The sequence below is a fragment of the Rhizobium sp. BK456 genome, from assembly GCF_014194045.1.
In the GTDB taxonomy this organism is placed as follows: Bacteria; Pseudomonadota; Alphaproteobacteria; order Rhizobiales; family Rhizobiaceae; genus Rhizobium; species Rhizobium redzepovicii.
Genome location: NZ_JACIAO010000003.1, coordinates 177,532 through 199,667 on the forward strand (window position 1 = coordinate 177,532; position 22,136 = coordinate 199,667).

The following is a 22,136-nucleotide window of genomic DNA, read 5'->3' on the forward strand; positions in this document are numbered from 1 at the left end:
ATTGCCCGTGCCGACGAAGTTGACACTGCCGGTGAAGGTCAGCCGCTCGACATTGGCGTAGCCCGCGATGCTCAACGTCCCCTGCGCCGTCTGCACCGTGTCGTCGCCCTCGCCCGCCGCTTCGACGACGGAGACGCCCTGAACGCCGAGGATGTAGACGTCGTTCCCGGCCCCGCCCTGCAGCACGTGCCCGGGTCCCGCCGAGACCAGCAGATCGTCATAGGCCGAGCCGATCGCCTTCTCGATGTTGGCATAGGTGTCGCCGGCAGCATCGCCGCCGCTGCCCGTGCTGGTCCAGAAGTCGACGTTCACCGCAGCCGTCGAGGTCGAATAATCCACCGTGTCGACGCCGGCGCCGCCGTTGAAGAAGCTGGCGTCGGAGCCGCTTACGAAGGTGTCGGCAGAACCCGTGCCGATGAAACCCTCGATCGAGGTGAAGGTGTCGCCGACCGCATCGCCGGTGTACACGCCGGTCTTCAGGTTGATCGTCACAGCCGACGTGCTCGAGCTATAGCTCGCATTGTCAGCGCCGTCGCCGCCATCCAACTGGTCTGCGCCTGCGCCGCCGATCAGGATGTCGGTGCCGGCGCCGCCGAACAGCTGGTCATTGCCGGCGCCGCCGTCCAGGGTATCGTTGGCGATCCCGCCGGTGATGATGTTGTCCAAGGCATTGCCCGTGCCGACGAAGTTGACACTGCCGGTGAAGGTCAGCCGCTCGACATTGGCGTAGCCCGCGATGCTCAACGTCCCCTGCGCCGTCTGCACCGTGTCGTCGCCCTCGCCCGCCGCTTCGACGACGGAGACGCCCTGAACGCCGAGGATGTAGACGTCGTTTCCAGCCCCGCCCTGCAGCACATGTCCTGGCACCGCCGAGACCAGCGTGTCACCATAGGCCGAGCCGATCGCCTTCTCGATGTTAACATAGGTGTCGCCGGCAGCATCGCCGCCGCTGCCCGTATTGGTCCAAAAGTCGACGTTCACCGCAGCCGCCGAGGTCGAGTAGTCAACCGTGTCGACACCGGCGCCACCATCCAATCGGTCCGCCCCTGCGCCGCCGATGAGGATGTCGTTGCCTCCGAGGCCGGAGATCTGATCATCTCCGCTAGTGCCATTCAAAGTATCGTTACCTGCCGTTCCCGTAATGACTGCCATTTTAGCCCCCTGTCGATTCAAATGTGGAAAAGAAATGATGTTGGTCGTCCCGAGACACGTGCTCGACGTGGTCGCTGATTGGCTTCAGGAAATAAGGGAGGACCATTCGATCCGTCCTGCGAATGAAAACCTGCGTGGACCGGTAAGAGCTTGAGATCGCGAGCTTTTGCCGTTCGTCTTGAGATATCGTCTGAAATCACAGCAAAGGCGTGTTTTGTCAGCGCACCATCAACCACTGCAGCCATGCGTAGCATCACGTGCGAGCGAATGACCTCCATCAAGAGTCCTGTTGCGAGGAGGATTGGGGCGATCAGGGCCGGAACGCTCTTGCTCAGCATCGCCTGATCGCAGACCTCGACCATGAAAATCGGTTTGGTGAGCTCCAACTATTGATTAGGCGTGAAAAGAGAAACACGCCACCTGAAGCGGCAAGGCAACTCCGATACTCCTGAGGCTGTTTCCTACCCAGCACCTGCATCCTTCTCGCCGCTATAACTCCCCATGAGATCGTTAGGATGACAGAAATTCAGGTGCAACTTTTAATTTAAAATCTTGACATAAGGCGGAACTCATGCCCGCTATAGTGTTAAACCTCGGATGTAAGTATCGATAAAATATCTATTTTTGATTGAATTCAATCTCTTAAGGTAACATTCGAATTCAATGAAAAAGAAATTCGAATAGCTGCAAATCGAGTCATCTCCGAGAAATTATTCCACAACATTTCAGAGCACGAGCCGCGGCCTCAGAAAGCGCCAACGAACGACGCATAGGAATTGCGACGACAAGGCGGACGGAGCTACTTCTCTCCCGTCTTCGGAGCTATTTGAAAATGATCGAGGTCGGAATAATGCCGAGCGCAACGGCGAGATAGCCGGCATGACGCGGCCCGCGCGCATCGAGTTTTTCCGTGACGGAATTCAAGACAGCTCGCACGGCGGTGCCCGAAACCGAACGCATATCGCCAATCTGTTTGACTTCGTGGCCGGCGACGTAAAGCGCCAGATAATCGGTTTCCTTGGCGGTCAATGCGGAAATGCGAGAAGCCTGCGCTGCGGGTTTTGTCTCGATCTCAGCCGTCCTGACCTGAATGGCTTTGCCGATCTGAATGAGCGATGGCAGAGTACGGCCCTTGAACGTCGCCCAATCGTCCCCCTCGAGATTTGATGTGACGCTGAACAGCGCCCGCCCGGCCTGGGCATCGACAAGAGGTATGGAGACGCCATTATTGCCGACGCCATGGCGCTCGGCTTCCGCGAAGAAGGACGCGGTTTCCTTCGACACAGACTTCAAGTGGCTCCAGTCTAACGGTTGAGATGCTTTGCGTGCGGCGATCTCGATGGGGTCGGTGCGAACGTAATTTTTCGACTGATAGAGTTTCTTCCACCTGTCGGAATAGGTCTCTGCAACGAGCCGTTCATTGGTCACCCGGCCCGGAATGAAAAGAGCTTGATAGGCAAGATTGGCAGCCCCGACCAATGCTCGCAGTTGGTGGACAATTGCTGAGAGATGGCCAATTTCATGGAGGTTGCGGATGCAGTGGAATGCTTCCTGCAGGATACGCTGATCGACAGACATTTTCTTCCGAAATCAATATTTCTAATCAGCAGCAGGCCGAAGCGGCCCGCATGCTTTTGATATACATTTATTACACGCGGATTTTACAGTTTGGGTTGTATTTATCCAGTCTGCATTATTGCGATGCAGAATTGACAATTGTCAGGCGACACTGCGGAGGGAATCTTAAGCATTCGGACAGCTGTCCATCCAGCACGGCTAAACGAACGTGAGAGTTCCCCCGGCTGTGCCGGGGTGGCAGTAACAGTTTGACATTTGCTGGAGCCCACCGCGACTTTTCCTTTGTGAGCCGCCAAGCACACGAAAGGTCAAGTCACGATGGACGAGTTTGAAAGTTTAAGCCACAGCAGATGGGAGTGCAAATATCACGTCGTTTTCATCCCGAAATACCGTCGCAAGACGCTTTACGGCGAGTTGCGGCAGCACCTTGGCGAGATATTCCGGAAACTGGCTGAACAGCGTGAAAGCCGTGTGGAGGAAGGGCATTTGATGCCGACCATGTGCATATGATGCTGTCGATCCCGCCAAAATACGCGGTCAGTCAGGTTGTTGGATACATGAAGGGCAAGAGCGCCATCCACCTTGCGCGGGTTTACGGTGAGAGAAAGCGCGGCTTTACCGGGCAGCACTTTTGGGCGCGTGGGTACTTCGTGTCTACCGTCGGTCGTGATGAGGAGACGATCCGCGATTATATCCGCAACCAAGAGAAGGAAGACCACAGGCTTGAGCAATTGAACCTGTGGCGTTGAACGGCCACCTTCAGGTGGCGCATTGAAACCGGGGCCGCGTCAGCGTCCCCATCCAGCCGCTTTGAGCGGCTCACATCTTAAAGCCCCCGGCTTTGCCGGGGGATACTTACTCGTGAGATCCTCATGCACCATGACGCATTCATCATGCGTCACTCGTGCCGCAGCGCCTCGATCGGGTTCAGCTGTGCTGCCCGTCTCGCCGGGAAATAGCCGAAGATCATGCCGATTGCGGCGGAGAAGAGGAAGGCGACGGCGACCATCAGGGGGCTGAAGACGAAGGGGACCTTCATCAGGGTCACCGCGCCGAAGCCGAGGCTCAAGCCGAGCACGATGCCGGTGATGCCGCCGAAGAGCGAGAGCGCCACCGCCTCGACCAGGAACTGGGTGAGCACCTGGTTTTCGAGTGCGCCGATCGCCAGGCGAATGCCGATCTCGCGGGTTCGCTCTGTGACAGAAACCAGCATGATGTTCATGATGCCGATGCCGCCGACGAGCAGGCTGATCGCGGCAACCGCGCCGAGCAGGCCGGTCAGCAGCGTCGTCGTGCCGGTCATCGCCTCGGCGATCTGGGTCATGTCGTTGACGTTGAAATCATCCTGCCGGCCGGGGATGATCTTGCGGCGCTCGCGCAGCAGATCTTCGACATCGGACTGCACCTTGGCGGTGGAGACCCCGTCGCGGGCCGAGATGATGATCTGCGGCACATTGCTGTTGCCGCTGATGCGCCGCTGGAACACCTTGACCGGCATGATGACGACATCGTCCTGATCGGTCCCCATGCCGGACTGGCCACGCTTGGCGAGCACGCCGATGACGGGGCACGAAACCTTGCCGACGCGGATCTGCTGGCCGATCGGGTCGGCGGCGCCGAAGAGCTGCGAGCGCACAGTCTCGCCGATGATGCAGCGGGACTGGCCCCGCTCCTCGGCGGGGGTGAAATTGCGGCCGAGCGCCAGGTTCCAGTCCTGCGCGACGAAATAGTCGTTGGTGGTGCCGGAAACGCTGGTCGAATGGTTCTGGCCGCCTGATATCACCGTCGCTGTCGACTGGTTGAGCGGCGCGACCGCCCTCAAGCCGCTGATCTGGTCGCGGATGGCGGCGACGTCCTTGACGCTGAAGCGCTTGGCTTCCGAGCTCGCCCGGCCGGGACCGAACTGGCCGGGGCGGACGAAGAGCATGTTGGTGCCGAGCCGCGACAATTCCGTCGAGACCTGCGCGGTCGTGCCATTGCCGATCGTCACCAGCGCGATGACGGCGGCAACGCCGATGACGACGCCGAGCACGGTCAGGAAGGAACGCAGCATGTTGCGGCTGATGGCGCGCAATGCCAGTTTCAGCGTCTCAAAGAACATGATCCGCCCTCCTCCGGTGCTCGACTTCCGTCTCCAGCTTGCCGTCGACGAAACGCAGCAGCCGCTGGGCATAGGCGGCGATATCGGGCTCATGGGTGACCATGACGATGGTGATGCCCTGCTCGCGGTTCAGCCGCGTCATCAGATCCATGATCTCGACGCTGGTCCTGGTGTCGAGATTGCCTGTGGGCTCATCGGCGAGGAGCAGCGCCGGCTCGGTAACGATGGCGCGAGCGATAGCGACTCGCTGCTGCTGGCCGCCTGACAGTTCCTGTGTCTTGTGATGTTCGCGCCCGGTGAGACCGACCAGCGCCAGGGCTTCGCGGGCCCGCTCGCGCCGCTCGCGCACCGCCATGCCGCGATAGATCAACGGCAGTTCGACATTTTCGACGGCCGAGGTGCGCGACAGGAGGTTGAAGCCCTGGAAGACGAAGCCGAGCATGTGGCGGCGCAGCAGCGTCAGCTGGCTGCGGTCGAAGCCGCTGGTCGGAATGCCTTCGAAGATGTAGTCGCCGGCGCTCGGCACGTCGAGGCAGCCGAGAATATTCATCGCCGTCGACTTGCCGGAGCCAGACGGCCCCATGATCGCGACGAATTCATGGGCGTTGATCGCCAGGTCGACGCGGTCGAGCGCGCGGATCGCCGCCTCGCCCTCGCCGTAGATTTTCGAGACCTGCCTGAATTCGATGAGCGGCGGGCTTGCCATCCGTCTCTCCGCCTACTTCGCACGCGTCGTGGCGTCGGTCACCAGTGCGTCGTTTTCCTTGATTTCGCCGGAGACGACCTGGGTGAACTGGCCGTCGGAGGAGCCGACCTGGATGACAACAGGTGCGGGCCGGCCGTCGCGCAGCACCCAGACGCGCCGCTCGGCGCCCGTCAATGCCTGACCTGAATTGCCGCCGCGCTGGCGCGGCGGGCCGAAGATGCCGAAAATGCCGCGGCCGCGCCTTTCCGCCTGCGCCGGGGCGTAGCGCAGCGCAGCGTTCGGCACCATCAGCGTTTCCTTGACGGCTTCCACGGTAATGTCGGCCGTCGCCGTCATGCCAGGGCGCAGCAGCAGATCGGCATTGTCGACCGAGAGCACCGCCTTATAGGTCACGACATTGTTGACCACTTCGGAGGCGAAGCGGATCTGCTCGATCTCGGCCGGAAAGCTGCGGTCGGGATAGGCGTCGACCGTAAACTTCGCCTTCTGGCCGACGGCGATCTGGCCGACATCGGCCTCATCGACATCGACCTGCAGCTCCATCTTCTTGAGGTCGCCGGCGATGGTGAACAGGATCGGCGCCGAAAGCGAGGCTGCGACCGTGGCACCCGGATTGACGGCGCGGGTGAGGATCACGCCGTCGATCGGCGAGACGATCTTGGCCTTGGCAAGATTGACCTCGGCAAGCTGCAGGTCGGCCTCCGAGGCGAGCACCTCGGCTTCGTTGATCTGTTTGGCGGCGACGGCGGAATCATATTTGTAAGTGGCGTCGTCGAGGCTCTGCTGGGTGGAGACGTTGCTCTTGACCAGGCTCTTCAGCCGCTCGAGCGAGGTGCTTGCGGATTCCAGATCGGCATTGGCCTTGGCGACGTTCGCCTTGGCAGAATTCAGCTTGGCGCGCGAACTCTTCACATCCGCCTCCAACTTGTTGGTATCGAGAAGCGCCAGCACGTCACCCGCTTTGATCGTGCTGTTGTAATCGACATTGACGTCGCGGACCGTGCCGGAAAGCTCGCTCGATATATCCACCTGCTCGGTCGGCTGCACCGAGCCGGTGGCGGTGACGAGCACCGTCAGATCGCCGCGTTTTGCCGGCTGAGTGGCATAGCTCACTTCTCTTTGCCCGCGGCCCATATAGAAATAGGCGGCGCCGGCTACGGCAGCGACGAGGATCAGCAAGATGAGCAGGCGTCCACGCCAGCGGCTGCGCTTGCCCTGACGTCCCGATGCGGCAAGCACCGCTGCGAGATCGGACGCGCCGCTTGTCTGTGGCCCGGTCTTCTTGCCGGTTCCTGTGTCGTTCATGTCATCCTCGATCAGTCATTGGCCGTCTCGGCCCTTGCAGCGAAATAAGCATAGCGCAGATGAACCGGGCATTAGCGTTGCCGCCGAAGTGGCACGGAATTGCGGATGGGGGAAATGAAATATTGGTAAGAAAAGTCAAGTTTTGGCGCGGAAGCGCTCGTCAGTCGGCATCGCCGGCGGATTGCCCCGCGCCCGGCAGCGGATTCAGCCAAGGTTCGCGCCGCGTGATCCAGATTTCATGATCCGGCGCGAGGTCAGTCGGTGGGCTGTCGAGCGAACCGAGACGGAGTTCCGCCGCCTCCTCCCGCAGGCAGAAAAGCCTGCTGCCGCAGGCGGGGCAGAAGCTGCGGCCGGCAAACGTGGCGATCTCGCCGCTATGGGCAAAAGCCCGGCGCGGCCAGACCGCGAAGAAGACGAAGGCCGAGCCGCTCGATTTGCGGCAATCGGCGCAGTGGCAAAGGCCGACGCGAAGCGGCTCGCCTTCGACGCGATAGTCGACTGCCCCGCACAGGCAGCTTCCCGTCCGGATCCGCATGGCGGCCGTCAGGCGTCGAGACTGGTGGGCAGTCCCGGCGGGCGGCGCTTGGCCGCCATCAGCAGATCGAGTTCGGTGGCGGATGGGCCAAACTTGTCGTAGAGGCGTTTTGCCTCCTTGTCATCCAACCGGTATTTCCTGGCAGATTCGCCGATACTGTAGGGGCGGCCACGCAACACTCTTCGCGCCGGGGTCGCCGTATTCGGTGCGTCGGTCATGGGTTTCTCCTTTCATTCCATGCCCTTTAAGTTAGAGCGATGGGGTCGATTGGAAAGAGCCGACGAGCTGGAGCGGGCTTCCGGCGTAGATCGATCGGGCTGATCGCGGAACCTTCCTGCCGCCAGACGCATTGTCGAATCGAGGTTGCGGGCCGCGCCAAGCGGACGCGGCGGCGCCGGAGAACATCGGGATTTTTCCGCTTTCTCCCGATGGCCAACGAAACGGCAGGCGAGCTCCCTACCCGCCCGGTCCGCTTCCTCATTCCTCATTTCGAGACGATCACGAAATATTAAAATGTGGAACGCATGCGGTGGAGCGAGGTTTTTCTTTCGAGGTCGACGTGGCCTCGTTCAAACCCAAGGAGAACCGAATGGCAAACCAAGGTGGAACGCATGAACAGCACGTCAAAGCCGGGCAGCAGAGTCACAAGAACGACGCCAATGCCCGCAGCTCCTCTTCAGGTGGCCGCGACGCGCAGTCCAGCGGATCCCGCGGCGGCAGCCATGAACAGCATGTAAAAGCTGGTCAACAGAGCCACAAGAATAGCCACTAAAGCTGTCTTGATGTGAAAATTCGGCCCGCGCCTCCATTCCGGCGCGGGCTTTTTCTTTTAATCCGTGCCACTTGGTTTGCACCACGCGCTTCGGAGCAGAATGTCAGCAGATCAGGACGTTACGCCCCATAGTGTTCGCGGGGCCGTCTTGAACATCGATCAATACTTCGGTAGCATTGAAACTGAAATTCAATACCTGCAGGAAAAATGACTAAAATTAACCTCGACGCGCCTCAGATTGACTTACTCTTTCAATCCTTTTCTGGGCCGCCTTGGTATTTGCTATCTCGTCGTGCCTGGTTTTATTAATTTATTTTATATTATTCTATAGCGAAAGCGATTTCCGCCTTCTGTATGTATTCCTAATCCTCGCTGCTCCATCGTCGCTACTCGCATGCATTTATTTCGCGGTCGGGCTGTGGTTGCGGAAAAGAATCTCCGATTAGCCGTCTTGGCGGCGGAGAGACCAAGCTCAAATGAAGACTTCCCTGTCAACATCAATCACAGCTCAAAACCCCGGACGTCCCTGAGCGTCTCAGGACAGACGCCTTCCGTCCTCGCCGAAGAGGTGCAGCACGGCGGGATCGAGATGCAGCGGCAAGCTGTCGCCCGATTTCATCCGTCGCTGGCCGGCAAAGACGGCGATAAGCTTCTTTCCACATGCGTCGGCGTGGACGACGGTCTCCGAGCCCAGTTCCTCGACGAGGAGGATGCGGGTGTCCAGCTTGCGCGCGTCAGTCCCATCGGCAAGGGTGATGTGCTGCGGGCGAATGCCGATGCTGACCCTCTTGCCGATTAGGCGCGTTTCCTCAGCAATAACGGAAAGGCGATGCCCGCCGACGGTTTCGACCTCGGTGAGATTGCCGTCATGGCCGATAATTGCGCCCTCCAGGAAATTCATGTGCGGGGCGCCGATGAAGCCGGCGACGAAGCGGTTGGCCGGCTTGTTGTAGAGCTCCAGCGGCGTTCCCACCTGTTCGATCCGGCCACCTCTGAGCACGACGATGCGGTTTGCAAGCGTCATCGCCTCGACCTGATCGTGGGTGACATAGATCATCGTCGCCTTCAGCCGCGCATGCAGGGCGGCGAGTTCGGCGCGCATGCTGACCCTGAGCTCGGCGTCGAGATTGGAGAGCGGCTCGTCGAGCAGGAAGGCATCAGGCCGGCGGACGATGGCGCGGCCGATTGCGACGCGCTGGCGCTGGCCGCCGGAAAGCTGGCCCGGGCGGCGCTGCAGGAAGGGCTCGATCTCCAGCATGCGGGCGGCGTCAGCGATGCGCGCTTCGATCTCGGCCTTGGCCACCTTGGTATTCTCGAGACCGAAGGCAAGGTTTTCCCTGACGCTCATATGCGGATAAAGCGCATAGGATTGGAAGACCATGGCGAGGCCGCGGTCGGCGGCGCCGATCTCGGTGACATCCGTGCCGTCGATAGCGATGCTGCCGCTTGTTGGCTTATCGAGGCCGGCGATGAGGCGCAGCAGCGTCGATTTTCCGCAACCGGAGGGGCCGACGAAGGCGACGAACTCGCCGTCCTTGACCTCAAGCGAGACATCGCGGATGACCTCGACGGAGCCGAAATTCTTGACGATGTTTCTGAGCTCGAGCCCGCTCATGCACTCTCCTGTATTTTTGTAGCCTGGCCTATTTCAGGCCGGAGCCGGCGATGCCTGTGGTGATGAAACGCTGCAGGAAGACGAAGATCAGCACGACGGGGATCATCGAGACGACGGTCATGGCGAGGATATAGTGCCATTGCACATTGAGCTCGCCGGCATAGACGTTGAGGCCGACCTGCAGCGTATACAGTTCCTTGCGCGAGAGCACGATCAGCGGCCAGAGGAAATCGTTCCAGCGCCAGACGACCGAGAAGATCGCCAGCACCGCAAGCGCCGGCGCCGACAGCGGCAGGATGATGCGCCAGTAGATCTGCCATTCGCTGGCCTTGTCCATGCGTGCGGCGTCGATCAGCTCGTCCGGGATGGTCAGCATATATTGGCGGAGCAGGAAAACACCTGTGGGGGTGGCGACCGTCGGCAGGATGACGCCCCAGAGGCTGTCGAAAAGGTTCAGTGTGCCGATGACGGAATAGAGCGGCACGACGATCACCGAGAGCGGCACCATCAGTGTCGCCAGGATCATCAGCATGACGGCGGTGCGGCCGGGGAACTGGTATTTCGACAGCGCGAACGCGGCCATGGAATTGACGAGCAGCGTGATCGCCGTCGCCACAACAGTCACGAAGACGGAGTTGCGCAGGAACAGGAAGAAATCGAAGCGCTGGAACGGTTCGGTGTAGTTGCCGGCAGCGAATTCCACCTTCCGCACCGAGGTGCGGTCCTTGATGTTCGCCTTGACGATCTCACCCGGCTGTTTCGGATCGACCATCTGACCGACAATGCCGATGCGGCGGACTTCGGCGAGCACCCGGCTGCTGCCGTCCGGCATCGTCACGTTATAGAGCGGCAACGGCTTGTCGTAGCCCGGCACGACTGCCTGTTCGGTGACATAGGGCAGGAAGGACGGCGGGAATTCGGCAAGGGCGGCCGGCGTCTTGAACGAGGAGAAGACCAGCCAGACGGCCGGACCGAACATCAGGAAGACGCCCGAGATCAGCCAAATCCAGGTGACCACGTCGGTCCAGTGCCAGCCGCGGCCGCGGCGGCGAAGGAGAAAGGTGCCGACAGCACTCATTGGCGTTTCCCCTTCTTCTCGTTGCGGCTGCTTGCGGCAAGCTGAATCAGCGTCAGAATGACGAGCACGATGCCCATGAGGATCGAGGCGGCCGAGGCAAGCCCCGGATTGCGCAGCGAACTCGCAAAGCCGGTCTCGTAAATATACTGGGTGATGTACATGGTGCTGGTGCCCGGCCCGCCACCGGTCAAGACGAACACCTCGTCGAAGATCTGCACGGCGCGGATCAACGCCAGCACCAGGACGACGATGAGGTTTGGCATCAGGAGCGGCAGGGTGATGCGCCGGAAGATGCGGGTGGGGCTCGCCTTGTCCATCGCCGCCGCCTCATAGAGATCCCTCGGGATTGCCTGCAGACCGGCGAGCAGGATCAGCGCGTAAAAGCCCATATGCGCCCAGACAGAGACGAAGACCGCGAAGAAGAAGGCCCAGAAACGATCGCTGAGCCAGGAGAAGGGCTCGAAGCCGAAGGGGCTCAGCGCATAATTCAACAGTCCCTGGCGCTGCAGGATCCATTTCCAGATCAGGCCGACGACGACGGGCGAAAGAAGCACGGGGAAGAAGAAGACGGCGCGCCAGAAGCCGCGATTGGAAAGCTCGCGATTGAGGATCAAAGCCGTCGCCAGCGCGGCGACCAGCATCGCCGAGACCTGGAACACAACGAAGACGGCAGTGTTGCGCACGGCCGCCCAGAATGTGTCGGCAGCGCAGGTCGAAGGGTCGAGATAAGAACCGCAATCAAACAGGATGCGATACTGCTCGGCGCCGACATAGGTCCTGTTCGGCAGGAAGATGGCGCCGCCGCTCGTCGTCGAATAGATGAAGTTGATGACCAGCGGCAGGAGCACGAAGACCGTAAAGATCAGCATGTTGGGCGCCAGGAAGACGCCCGCCATGCCGTTCAGCCCGGTCAGCTTCTGCCAGCCGCGCATGGGAATATCGACGATACCCATGAAGAGCCGGACAGGTGCCGAGAGCGCCTGCCGCAGGCCGGCTTTCGCCGGCGGTTCGGAAGAAACCGTCTTTCCCGCCATCTATTCGTCCGTCAGTTGGCGCCGACCTTGGCCTTGATGTCCTCGTCGATGCGGGCATAGGCGTCATCGAGCTTCATTTCGCCGGCGATCACCTGGCTGATGCGGGCGACGATGGCGCTGTAATAGGCATCCGACCACTTCCAGCCCGGAAGCTTCATGGCCGGCGCCGCCGTCTGATCGGCCGCGGCGACGAAGGCCTTCAATGCCGCCTGCACATGCGGATCGTCGGTCTTGAAGTCCATCTGGCCAGCGGCGACATCCTTATGCGCCGGAATGAACAGGCTGCGCTCGGCGAATTCCTTCTGCACGTCGACGCTCGCCAGGTAATCCATCACCTTGGCGACGTCCTTGGGGTTCTTGGTGTATTTGACGGCGACGAGACCCGCGCCCCCCTGCATGCCGGTGCAGGCCGCCGTGCCACAGGGGCTTCCGGCCATGACCCAGTCGAAACTGTCGCCGATCTTCTGGGCGAAGCCCGAAATCTGCCAGCTGCCGGAATAATAATAGGCAAGGCCGCCATTGATGAAATCTTCGGCGGCGGCGCGATAGGTGGTGCCGGCAGCGCTGACCCAGACATCCTTGTTGACGATGCCCTCCTCGTTCCACTTGACGAAGCGGCTGAGGAATTCCTTGGCGCCCTGATCGATCGGCGCCGGCTTGCCGTCGGCGGCGATATAGTTGGCGCCATAGGAAATGTTCGGGCCGGAGACGCGATGGCCGGAGCGGTCGATCGCCATGGCGAAGACCTTCTGGCTGTCGGCGACCTTCTTGGCGGCCACTGCCCAGTCGTCCCAGGTGGCCTTCGGGCCAGGAATTTCGACACCGGCCTGATCGAACAGCGTCTTGTTGACGAAGCCGCCGGTCAGGGTGATCTGCGTCATGAAGCCGGTAATGGCGTTCGAGCCGTCTGGACGCATCCAGTCAGCCTGGGCGCCGAAGTTGTCGTCCCAATATTTCGCATCGGCAAGGAGCGGGCGTAGATCGAGCCAGTGCTGCGCCTGCGCCTTCAGATTGGTGACGCGGGCTATGTCAGGCCCCTTCCCGGCTTCGAGCTGCACCGGCAGCTGTTCCTTGACGGCGTCGTAGGACACTTCGTCGAGGATGACGTTGACGTCGGGATTGGCCTTCGAGAAGCGCGCCAGCAGGTCCTTGATGACAGCGCCTTCGCCGCCGTCGGAATACCACATGATACGCACGTCGCCGGCATGGGCGGCAACGGAACTCAAGAGAACCGCAGCCAAGGCCGCGCCGATCGATTTCATTCTGGTCATTTTCTCCTCCTCCTGACCGATGAATGCGTTGCCCGGCCGGGTCCTCCACCTGCCGGGCATGTCGTCTATGAGGCCGCGCGCCGAGGCTGCCTGCCTGGTATCTCAAGATGTACCGCGTCTCCCCGCACCGACCAGTCCGACGGGCGAAGAATGCGGCCTTCAGCGCGCACGGTGCCGTCCTCTTCGAAGACGATCTGACCATAATCCGGATCGATGACGATCAATGCGCCCTCATTGTCGCGGCGGGCCGCGAGCGTGGCGAAACGCGCCCGCATGCCGTCGAGGCCGCCCTCGCGCCCACAATCGGAGAGACGGACGATCCAGCAGCCCTTGCGGCCGGACAGGCGCAGCTCGACATCCGTCGTCGGGCCGTGTTTCACCGGTTCGAGCGCGCCATTGCCGATCAGCATCGCAAGCCCGTTGCCGGCGCGGGCGAGCGCCAGATTGCCATCGACCACCGTGTCGTCGAAAGCTTCGATTGGGAACCAGGCATGAGTGAAATCCGGCTGGCCCTCATGGATGTCGAAATCGAGAATGGCGAGATCACGATATTGATGGACGCGCGGCAGCGTTCCGCAGCCACCCCAGAAGCTCGGCCGGCCGTAGCCGAACTGGATGGTCTCGCCGGGATGATTGATCCAGACCTGCGCTTCCGGCCGGTCGTCGAGGCGCAGGTGCAGCACCGTCTCCTGATAGCCCCATGCGCCAGGGCGATAATGGGCGATGGTGCCGAGCGCGGTGTCGCGCGTCTTGTAGTGATAGAGGGCGGCAAAACGGTTCTCGCCCTGGGAAAAGGTCCATTCCTGCGCGTCGTCGGCGTCATGCGCGGCGATCGCGGCAAGGGATTCGGGGAAATGCAGGCCGTGGTCGCGGATGCAGACGGCAAGCTGCGGCAAAGCGTGGACGCGCCGGCCATACCAGCCGCGGCCCCAGAGCAGCCGGGCGATGCCCGAGAGTTCGACCGAGCGGCCGGGACGCAGCGTATGTTCGTAGGAGCGGCCCTGGCTGCCGGTCAGCATGCCGTGATGGGCCGAACGGGCGACGATCTCCATCAGGCGGACGATGCTGGCATTGGCGCGAGCGCGGATCATCTCATCGGGCGCGCAGGCGGCAAGCGCCGTCAGGCCCTTGAGGTCGATCGGGAAATAGGGAACGGAATTCCACTCGGCCATTTCCCAGCGCTCGAAATGATCGAGCCAGGCGCGGACGCGCTCTTCGCCGACCTTCATCTGCTCGGCGCCGGTGCGGCCGGAACGAATGAAGACGGCGTCGGGGAAAAGCCTGCCGCCGAGATAGGCGGCGGTATGGAAGAGCAGCGCGTGGTTTTCCGAAAAATACCACTGAACGTCGTTGCCCGGCTCGTCCATCCAATAGCGGTAATTGAGAACGGCCTGCTCGATCCTGCCACGCAGTTCCGCTGACAGCAGATCGCTCCAGCGCGTATAGGCAAAAAGCAGCGGCACCAGCACGAAATCGGCGCAGTCGTGGCAATCCTCGATGACCGGCAGCATGGCCGAAATCATTGACTCGGTCTGCTCGCCACCCTGCCCCAGAGCCAGACGCGCAAAAGCACAGACCGTGTCGGGCTCGGAATGGGCGGCGACTTCGGCAAGCGCCTCGGCAACGCGGTCTTCCAGCACAGCCGGCGCTTGCCCCTGGCGCTGGGGATGACAGATCTCGACGCCGAGCGTGCGGCCGACCGACAACTCGCCGGTTTTGAAGGTGATGCGGAAATGGCGGAAATCGGCGGGCATATCAGCCGAGGTGCCGAGTTCCAGCTTGGTTGCTCCCGCTTCCAGCGCGAAGTCATAGTCGAAGCGCTCGACCGACATGAAGTCACCTTCGATCTCGACATGACAGCTCAGCGCCAGTGGCAGCGGCGCGGGAAACAGGATCGTCACATCCTGGCCGAGATAGGCGGTGCGGTCGAAGCGCATGCCTTCGAGGATCGTCTCCAGCGCATCCGCAGCAGCGGCGGCCACCGGAACGGGGACAGCGGTTTCGACCTCCGGCCCGTCGAGATAATCCAGCTGGAAATAGAAGCGGGCGTCACGCTCGGCGAGATCGTCGAAATAGATGCTGATCTCGTTGAGGCCGGCTGAAAGTTCGACCTCGAAGATCTGCTGGGCTTCCAGATTGCGCTCGTAAGGCGCCATGAAGCCCTGCTCGCGGCCGTTGACGAAAAGGATGGCGCCGCCGCAGGTCGACAGGCGAAGCGTAGCAGATCCGGCCGTGCGGGCATCGAGGAAGGTGCGCGCCCAGCAGCCGATGCGCGTCGGGCGAAACCAGAAGCCGGAAAGATCGACGCGCGGCGAGGCAAAGGGAAGCCACCAGCGGATGGGTTCGAAGTCGTCGGTCGGTTGTGGTCTTTGGCCGGAGAATGATTTTTTGAATTCAGTGCGGCAAGGATATTCATGCGGGATGAAGTTCTTCGTCTTGGTGACGAAGAAAAACGGATCCATCCTGCCTTCCATCGGCCGGTCGGCGACATCGTAGCGCTTTTGTGAGAGGTGGCCGAGCTGCCAATAGACGATCTGGGTCTGTTTGCCGGTGGCGCGGCGAAGATGGGATTTATCAGCGGTCATGTTTCAACTCGCTCGAGCCCTGAGACGTTGGAAACGCCGACGCGTGGATGACGGTCAAGCCGCATCTTCAAAGCCTCCCTGCTCTGCCGCTTGTCGCGGACTCCTCATGTGCAATTGTGCATAGGCATTCCGTTTGCGCAATCTGAAAGATTTTTGCATAAGAGTAGGTGAACGAGGAGAACGACATGTCAGCGGAGGAGAAAAAAGGCAGGCGCACACGTCTCGACGACATCGCCGCCCGCTGCGGCGTCTCGATCAGCACAGTCTCACGCGCCTTGGCGGGCGAAAAAGGCGTCCGGCCGGAGATTCGCAAGCTGGTACTGGAAACGGCAAGCGCGGTCAGCTACGCCCTGCCGGCGAGCGTCGCCGGCAAGAAGGTTATGCTCGTCGCCTCCGGCGCGGCAATGATCGACTATGTCCGCAACCAGTTCACGCTCCATGTGCTCGAAGGCTTGAATGCCCGCGCGGCCGCCCTCGGCATCGAACTGGCGATGCGCCCGGTGGCCGATAAGGCCGATGAAGCCCGTGTCGTCGCCGAGATGCGGGACGACCCAGGCTTTGGCGGCATGCTGATCCTGACCGTCGACGAGGAAGATATGCTGGCGGCAGCCGCCGGTCTCGGCAAGCCCGTCGTGCTCGTCAACAGTGACGATCCCTATATGCGGCTTTCCAGTGTGACGCCCTGCAACCGCTCGGCCGCCTTCATCGCCGCCGAGCGGCTGATCGAGGCCGGGCACCAACGCATCCTGTTCATGCTGCGCCCGGGACGGCGGACGATCGAGCGGCGGCTGGAGGGCTGGCGCGATGCCCTGCAGCATCACGGGCTGCAGGCCGATGCCGATCTGGTGCTCGAGGTCGACGACTGGCTGCCGGAATTGGCCGCCGAGGCGGTCACCCGCCTCGTCCGCGACAAGGGTCTGTCCTTCACCGCCATCCTGACGGCGGGCGACAGCCTCGCCAACGGCGCCGTGCGCGGATTGCAGGCGATGGGGTATGCCGTGCCGCAAGATATCTCCGTCATGGGCATCGACGACCTGCCGCAATCGGCCTTTCTCAATCCGCCGCTCTCGACAGTGCATATTCCTATGCGCGAACTCGGCGCCACCGCGCTCGATCTGTTGCGCGACATGATGCTCGGCCTGGCGACGCCGCGGCGGCGTGTCGAGCTTTCCTGCCATCTCGTCGAAAGAGGCAGCGTCGCGGCCGTCAGCGGCGCAGCAGCGCGAAATATCAGGCCTCGATAAAGCTCGCTTCGAACAGTTCGCGGGCATAGGCATCATGCGTCACGCCGGCCTGCAGATCCTGTTTGGTGAGTTCGTCGACGAAACAGCCGTTCTTCATGATCAGCACCCGGTCGCACATATGGGCGATGACCGCGAGGTCGTGGCTGACGAGCAGATACGTCAGTCCCTTTTCGTCACGCTGATCAGCCAGCAGGTTAAGGATTTCGGCCTGGACGGAGACGTCGAGCGCCGATGTCGGCTCGTCGAGAAGCAGGATGGGCGGCGAGAGGATCAGCGCCCGGGCGATCGCCACGCGCTGCCGCTGGCCGCCGGAAAGCTCATGCGGAAAACGATTGGCGAAGCTTGCCGGCAGGCCCACCTGGATCAAGGCCTTTTCGACCTTCGACCAGATCTCCGAATGGCCCATGGCGCGCAGCGGTTCGGCCAAGGCGGTGCCGATGCGATGTCGCGGATGCAGGGATCCATACGGATCCTGAAACACCATCTGGGCAAATTTCAGCTCCTCGCGGGAGCGATGCTTGCCGATCGGTCTGCCGCCGAGCTCGATCTGACCGGTCCACCCGGCCTCCATGCCGGCGAGGCAACGCAGCACCGTCGACTTGCCGCAGCCGGATTCGCCGACAATGCCGAGCGTCTCTCCCTGCTTGACCTGAAAACTGATGCCCCTGACGACATGGTTGCTGGACTTGCCGGAGGCAAAGACGACATTGAGGTCGCGGACATTGATCATTGCGCCGTCTCCAGATCGAGTTTCGCCCTGTCGAGAACCGCCAGCCGGCGCACCGGGTTCTTCGGGTCCGGCAATGCGGCTATCAGCCCGCGGGTATAGGGATGGCGGGCCTCTTCCAGACTGGTCAGCGTCTCGACGATACGGCCGGCATACATGACGATGATCCGCTCGCAGAAGGCCGCCACCATGCGAATGTCGTGGCTAATCAACAGCAGGCCGGAATTGTGCTCGCGCACCAGCTCATCGAGCAGCAACAGCACGTCCTTGCGGACGCTGACATCGAGCGCCGAGGTCGGTTCGTCGGCAATGACCAGCTTCGGCCGCGCCAAGAGCATCATGGCGATCATCACGCGCTGACCCATGCCGCCCGATATCTGATGGGGATAAAGCGCCGTGACCCGATCCGGATCGCTGATGCGCACACGCTCCAGCATGGCGCGGGCGGCGTCTTGCGCCGGGGCCTTGCCGAGACCGAGGTGAAGGCGCGCGGCCTCGGCGATCTGCTTGCCGATCGAGAGCACCGGATTCAGCGAATAACGCGGATCCTGCATGATCAGCGCGATGTCCTTGCCGCGAAGCGCGCCCATCTGCCGCTCGCTCTTTGACAGCAGGGGATCGCCGCCGAGATCCAGGCGTTCGGCGGAGACCACCGCTGCCGGTGGCAGCAGGCGCATGATGGCGCGCCCCGTCGTCGATTTGCCGGAACCGGATTCTCCGACGATGCCGACCCGTTCGCGCCCGACGTCGAAACTGACATTGGAAACGGCGGGCACGGCGCCGCGGCCGAAGCGGACGGTCAATCCTTTGACGGAGAGAACGGGTTGAAGATCACGATCTCTCATTTCACGATCTGGCATGGCGGGGATCCAGAATGTCGCGCAGAGCATCTCCGGCGATGTTGAAGGCAAGGCTGGTGAGAAGGATGGCGATACCCGGCATGACGGCGACCCACCAGTAATCCAGCATGAATTTGCGGCCGTTGGAGATCATCGCGCCCCATTCCGGTGCCGGCGGTTGCGCGCCAAGGCCGAGAAAGCCGAGGGAAGCCGCCGTCAGGATGATGCCGGCCATATTGAGGGTCAGGCGAACGATGACCGAAGGAACGCACATCGGCGCAATATAGAAAAGAAGAATGCGGATCGGCGAGGCGCCGTAAAGGCGGGCGGCGACCACGTAATCGGCGTTTCTGACGACAAGGGCCTCGGCGCGCGCCAGCCTGGCGATCGGCGGCCATGCGGTCAGCGAGATCGCGATGATTGCCGTGGTCAGGCCGGCGCCGAGTGCGGCGGCAAAGGCCAGCGCCAGGATCAGCGACGGGAAAGATAGGACGATATCGGTGGCGCGCATCAGCAGCGCGTCAGTGCGGCCGCCGAAGAAGCCGGCGACGACGCCGATCAGCAGGCCGATCGGACCGACGATTAGGGAGATCGACAGCACGGTCTGGATGGTGATGCGCGTGCCGAAAATCAGGCGGCTCAGAATGTCGCGGCCAAATTCGTCGGTGCCGGCCCAATGCGCCAGGCTCGGGGCCTGCAGGGCATCGCCGAGCGATTGCACGACCGGATCATAAGGCGCCAGAAGCGGCGCGAAGATCGCGATCAGGCACAGCAGGCCGAGGATGACGAAGCCGGCAAGGCCAAGCGGTTCCGCAGCCAATTTGCGGCCGGCGCGCGCAAACGAGGCCGCGACGCGGGTCGAGACACTTGGTGGGCGGATCTGAATGTCAGTGCGGATGGCGTCGCTCATCGGGCCGCCTCCCGCATGCGCGGATCGAAGACGGCATAAGCGACGTCGGCGAGGAAGTTTAACAGCATGAAGATGAATCCCACGATGATGGTGCCGGCCACGATGGCGTTCATATCGCCGATCATGAGGGCGTTCGTCATGTACTGGCCGATGCCCGGCCAGGAGAAGACGATCTCGGTGACGACAGCGCCTTCCAGCAGCCCGCCATAGGAAATTGCCAGGATGGTGATCAACTGCACCGCGATGTTCGGCAGGACGTGGCGCCAGATCGTGCCGAAGGGGCTCACACCCTTGGCACGGGCGGCGATGACATAGTCCTGGCTCAACTGCTCCAAGGTGAAGCTGCGAGTCATGCGGGTGATATAGGCCATCGCCGCATAGGCGAGGATGATGGCGGGCAGAATGATATGGCCGAGCGCATTCCAGAAGATTTCCGTCTCGCCCTGCAGCAGGCTGTCGATCAGCAACAGGCCGGTCTGCGGCGTGACGAGGCCTTCATAAAAGACATCGATCCTGCCGGGCCCGCCGACCCAGTTGAGGCCGGCATAGAAGATGACCAGCCCGACGATGCCGAACCAGAAAACCGGGATCGAATGCCCGACGAGGGCCACCACCCGGGCTATCTTGTCGATGAAGCTGTCGCGAAACAAGGCCGCGACCAGGCCGAGCGGCACGCCGACGAATGTCGAAATGATCACCGCCAGCGTCGCCAGTTCGAATGTCGCCGGAAATGCCTGGGCGAGGTCTGAGGAGACGGGATTGCCGGTGAGCACGGCAGTGCCGAAATCGCCATGCGCCAGCCCGTTCAGATAGAGGAAGAACTGCTGGTAAATCGGCAGATCGAGCCCGAGGCGGGCCCGCATCGCCGCATAGGCGGCGGGATCGGCGAGCTCGCCGACGATCGCGCCGACCGGATCAGTGGGCAGGACGCGGCCGATCACGAAGGTCACACAGAGGAGAATGAACAGGCTGACCAGCAAATGCGCCAGGCGTCGGCCAAATTCGGCTACGGAGAGTTCCTTCATGATCGGCTGTCCTCCCGAGTCTTACTGGGTTTCGACCTTGGTTACGTTCTCGAGACGCGTCATTTGAGACGGATGTCCGACATATCCCTGGACCTTGCCGGTCAGGACGATCGGCTCAAAGCGCTCGAACATCGGCAGCACCGCCGGCTTCTGTTCGACGAACATCTTCTGCATCTGCACGTAGAGTTCGCCGCGCTTCTTGGCGTCCGGCTCCATCGATGCTTTCGCCGTCAGCGCCGTCAACTCGGGAATATCCCAGGCCGACCGCCAGACGAAATTGCCGGCATTGTTGGCCTCTTTCGAGTTGTCGGGATTGGAGGAAAACTGCTCCATCGAGCCGAGCACGTTCGGCATGTAGGCGCTGGTCTGCGGGATCAGCAGATCGAAATCCCGGGCGCGATGGGCGGCGATGATTTCCGAACCGTTGCCCTGCTGGATGTCGATCTTGATGCCGACCTGGGCAAGGGAAGCCTGAATGGCGGTGGCAAGATCGATGCGCGGTGTCTGGGCGATTGTCTTCAGCGTCAGCGAGAAGCCGTCCTTATAACCCGCCTCTGCCAGCAGCTGCTTGGACTTCTCGACGTTGAGCTGCCAATCCGGGCTCGGGATAGCATATTCGAAATTCTCCGGCACGGGCACGGTTCTCGCCCGTCCGTAGGGGCCCATAATCGTCTTCTCGATGCCCTTGTAGTCGATGCCGTAGGCGATTGCCTCGCGGACCTTGGGGTTGGAGAGGAATTGGTTGCCGGCATTCATCGACAGCACGTAGAAACCGCCTGTCGGAATGCGCTGGATGGCAAAACCCTGCTTGGCCTGGAATGTCGCGAGATCGGAGGCCGTCAGCGCACTGGCAATATCGATATCGCCGCGCTCCAGCATCAGCCGCTCGACCTGGCTTTCCGGCACATGGCGGACGATGACGCGACGCATCTTCGGAGCGCCGTCGACATAACCCTTGTTGGCGTCGAGAATGACCAGCTCGTTCGGAGACCAGCGGTTGAGGGTGAATGGACCGGAACCGGCCGAATGCGTACGCATCCAGGCATTGCCATAGTCATTGTCGACGGCGTGGCTTTCGACCTCGACGCTGTCGACCACGCTGGTGGTGGTCGTCGTCAGCCGGTAGAGCAGAAGCTCCGCCGTCACCTGGTCGGAAAGATCGATACGCACCGTCTGGTCGTCGACCGCCTTGACGAGCTTGTCGACATTGTTCTTGTCGTAGCCGACGCGCTTGAGGTTGGCGGCTGCGGCCTGATCCATCTTCAAGAGCCGCCCCAGCGAATAGACGACGTCCTTCGAAGTCACCGGGTTGCCGGACGCGAAATTGGCCTTGCGCAGCGTAAAAGTGATGCCCTTGTCGTCAACCTTCCAGCTTTCCGCCAGCTGCGGAAGGATCTTGCCGTCCGCCGTGCTGGCGACCAGCCGGTCGTAAAGATTCGACATGATCTCAACGGCTTTGCCCTCGGTCGCCTGCTGCGGATCGAGGGACAGAACCTGGGCCAACGACGTTCCGATCACCAGCTGGTCTTGCGGCGTCGCAGCCTGCAGCTGCGGGGCAGCCATGGTCAGGGCGCCGAAAACGGCGCCGACGAACATGCCTTTAGAAAAATGCTTCATTGTCACTCCTCCATGAATTACTATAGAAGACATATTATGTCG

20 protein-coding genes and 1 pseudogene are annotated in these 22,136 nt (G+C 61.7%); 3 read left to right on the plus strand and 18 right to left on the minus strand.

What is annotated here, in order from left to right; all coding sequences use genetic code 11:
* From FHX03_RS10435 to FHX03_RS10445, 3 genes are all read right to left on the minus strand, one after another.
* On the minus strand, positions 1-1,152 hold a 1,152-nt coding region (locus tag FHX03_RS10435; protein ID WP_281413097.1), incomplete at its 3' end, for a calcium-binding protein.
* Between the two features lie 17 nt (positions 1,153-1,169).
* Positions 1,170-1,538 (minus strand): hypothetical protein, encoded by a 369-nt coding sequence (locus tag FHX03_RS10440; protein ID WP_131710887.1) that lies wholly within the window; start codon positions 1,536-1,538, stop codon positions 1,170-1,172.
* A 436-nt stretch (positions 1,539-1,974) separates the two neighbouring features.
* Positions 1,975-2,730, minus strand: a complete 756-nt coding sequence (locus FHX03_RS10445) for an autoinducer binding domain-containing protein (protein ID WP_097625447.1) — start codon at positions 2,728-2,730, stop codon at positions 1,975-1,977.
* A gap of 318 nt (positions 2,731-3,048) precedes the next feature.
* On the opposite strand from FHX03_RS10445, the pseudogene tnpA reads away from it, so the two are divergent.
* Positions 3,049-3,479: pseudogene (gene tnpA, locus FHX03_RS10450) on the plus strand (IS200/IS605 family transposase).
* Positions 3,480-3,628: 149 nt separating this feature from the next.
* Here the strand turns inward: tnpA and FHX03_RS10455 are convergent.
* From FHX03_RS10455 to FHX03_RS10475, 5 genes are all read right to left on the minus strand, one after another.
* Positions 3,629-4,831: an ABC transporter permease gene (locus tag FHX03_RS10455; protein WP_097625446.1), complete on the minus strand. Its 1,203-nt coding sequence runs from the start codon at positions 4,829-4,831 to the stop codon at positions 3,629-3,631.
* Complete coding sequence (locus FHX03_RS10460) at positions 4,821-5,537, minus strand: ABC transporter ATP-binding protein (protein ID WP_097625445.1); 717 nt, start codon at positions 5,535-5,537, stop codon at positions 4,821-4,823. The genes FHX03_RS10455 and FHX03_RS10460 overlap by 11 nt, the downstream gene beginning before the upstream one ends.
* Before the next feature lie 12 nt (positions 5,538-5,549).
* Positions 5,550-6,842, minus strand: a complete 1,293-nt coding sequence (locus tag FHX03_RS10465; RefSeq protein ID WP_183853560.1) for an efflux RND transporter periplasmic adaptor subunit — start codon at positions 6,840-6,842, stop codon at positions 5,550-5,552.
* A 160-nt stretch (positions 6,843-7,002) separates the two neighbouring features.
* Entirely contained in the window at positions 7,003-7,377 is a 375-nt protein-coding gene (locus tag FHX03_RS10470; protein WP_183853562.1) for a GFA family protein, read from the minus strand.
* An 8-nt stretch (positions 7,378-7,385) separates the two neighbouring features.
* The gene (locus FHX03_RS10475; protein ID WP_183853564.1) at positions 7,386-7,595 is read right to left on the minus strand and encodes a hypothetical protein; all 210 of its coding nucleotides are present in this window, start codon (positions 7,593-7,595) and stop codon (positions 7,386-7,388) included.
* A 371-nt stretch (positions 7,596-7,966) separates the two neighbouring features.
* On the opposite strand from FHX03_RS10475, the gene FHX03_RS10480 reads away from it, so the two are divergent.
* On the plus strand, positions 7,967-8,149 hold the full coding sequence (locus FHX03_RS10480; protein ID WP_071086825.1) for a hypothetical protein: 183 nt from the start codon (positions 7,967-7,969) through the stop codon (positions 8,147-8,149).
* A 535-nt stretch (positions 8,150-8,684) separates the two neighbouring features.
* On the opposite strand, the gene FHX03_RS10485 is transcribed toward FHX03_RS10480, so the two are convergent.
* The 5 genes from FHX03_RS10485 to FHX03_RS10505 form a co-directional block, all read right to left on the minus strand.
* On the minus strand, positions 8,685-9,764 hold the full coding sequence (locus FHX03_RS10485; RefSeq protein WP_183777707.1) for an ABC transporter ATP-binding protein: 1,080 nt from the start codon (positions 9,762-9,764) through the stop codon (positions 8,685-8,687).
* Between the two features lie 28 nt (positions 9,765-9,792).
* Positions 9,793-10,842, minus strand: coding sequence for a carbohydrate ABC transporter permease (locus tag FHX03_RS10490; protein WP_183853565.1), 1,050 nt, complete (start codon positions 10,840-10,842; stop codon positions 9,793-9,795).
* Positions 10,839-11,876 (minus strand): carbohydrate ABC transporter permease, encoded by a 1,038-nt coding sequence (locus tag FHX03_RS10495; RefSeq protein ID WP_097625440.1) that lies wholly within the window; start codon positions 11,874-11,876, stop codon positions 10,839-10,841. The genes FHX03_RS10490 and FHX03_RS10495 overlap by 4 nt, the downstream gene beginning before the upstream one ends.
* 11 nt (positions 11,877-11,887) lie before the next feature.
* Entirely contained in the window at positions 11,888-13,147 is a 1,260-nt protein-coding gene (locus FHX03_RS10500; RefSeq protein ID WP_183853567.1) for an ABC transporter substrate-binding protein, read from the minus strand.
* A 65-nt stretch (positions 13,148-13,212) separates the two neighbouring features.
* Complete coding sequence (locus FHX03_RS10505) at positions 13,213-15,732, minus strand: hypothetical protein (RefSeq protein WP_183853569.1); 2,520 nt, start codon at positions 15,730-15,732, stop codon at positions 13,213-13,215.
* A 185-nt stretch (positions 15,733-15,917) separates the two neighbouring features.
* Between FHX03_RS10505 and FHX03_RS10510 the strand changes: the two genes are divergently transcribed.
* Positions 15,918-16,976, plus strand: coding sequence for a LacI family DNA-binding transcriptional regulator (locus tag FHX03_RS10510; RefSeq protein WP_097625437.1), 1,059 nt, complete (start codon positions 15,918-15,920; stop codon positions 16,974-16,976).
* Here FHX03_RS10510 and FHX03_RS10515 read toward each other — a convergent pair.
* From FHX03_RS10515 to FHX03_RS10535, 5 genes are read right to left on the minus strand one after another with little or no spacing between them, the layout of a single operon-like run.
* Entirely contained in the window at positions 16,963-17,706 is a 744-nt protein-coding gene (locus FHX03_RS10515) for an ABC transporter ATP-binding protein (protein ID WP_097625436.1), read from the minus strand. The two genes, FHX03_RS10510 and FHX03_RS10515, sit on opposite strands and share 14 nt — an antisense overlap.
* On the minus strand, positions 17,703-18,548 hold the full coding sequence (locus FHX03_RS10520) for an ABC transporter ATP-binding protein (protein ID WP_183853942.1): 846 nt from the start codon (positions 18,546-18,548) through the stop codon (positions 17,703-17,705). Before FHX03_RS10520 ends, FHX03_RS10515 begins: the two co-directional genes overlap by 4 nt.
* A gap of 1 nt (position 18,549) precedes the next feature.
* The gene (locus tag FHX03_RS10525) at positions 18,550-19,452 is read right to left on the minus strand and encodes an ABC transporter permease (RefSeq protein WP_097625434.1); all 903 of its coding nucleotides are present in this window, start codon (positions 19,450-19,452) and stop codon (positions 18,550-18,552) included.
* Complete coding sequence (locus tag FHX03_RS10530; protein ID WP_054183148.1) at positions 19,449-20,477, minus strand: ABC transporter permease; 1,029 nt, start codon at positions 20,475-20,477, stop codon at positions 19,449-19,451. The genes FHX03_RS10525 and FHX03_RS10530 overlap by 4 nt, the downstream gene beginning before the upstream one ends.
* A 21-nt stretch (positions 20,478-20,498) precedes the next feature.
* The gene (locus FHX03_RS10535) at positions 20,499-22,094 is read right to left on the minus strand and encodes an ABC transporter substrate-binding protein (protein ID WP_183777711.1); all 1,596 of its coding nucleotides are present in this window, start codon (positions 22,092-22,094) and stop codon (positions 20,499-20,501) included.
* Positions 22,095-22,136 lie beyond the last annotated feature (42 nt).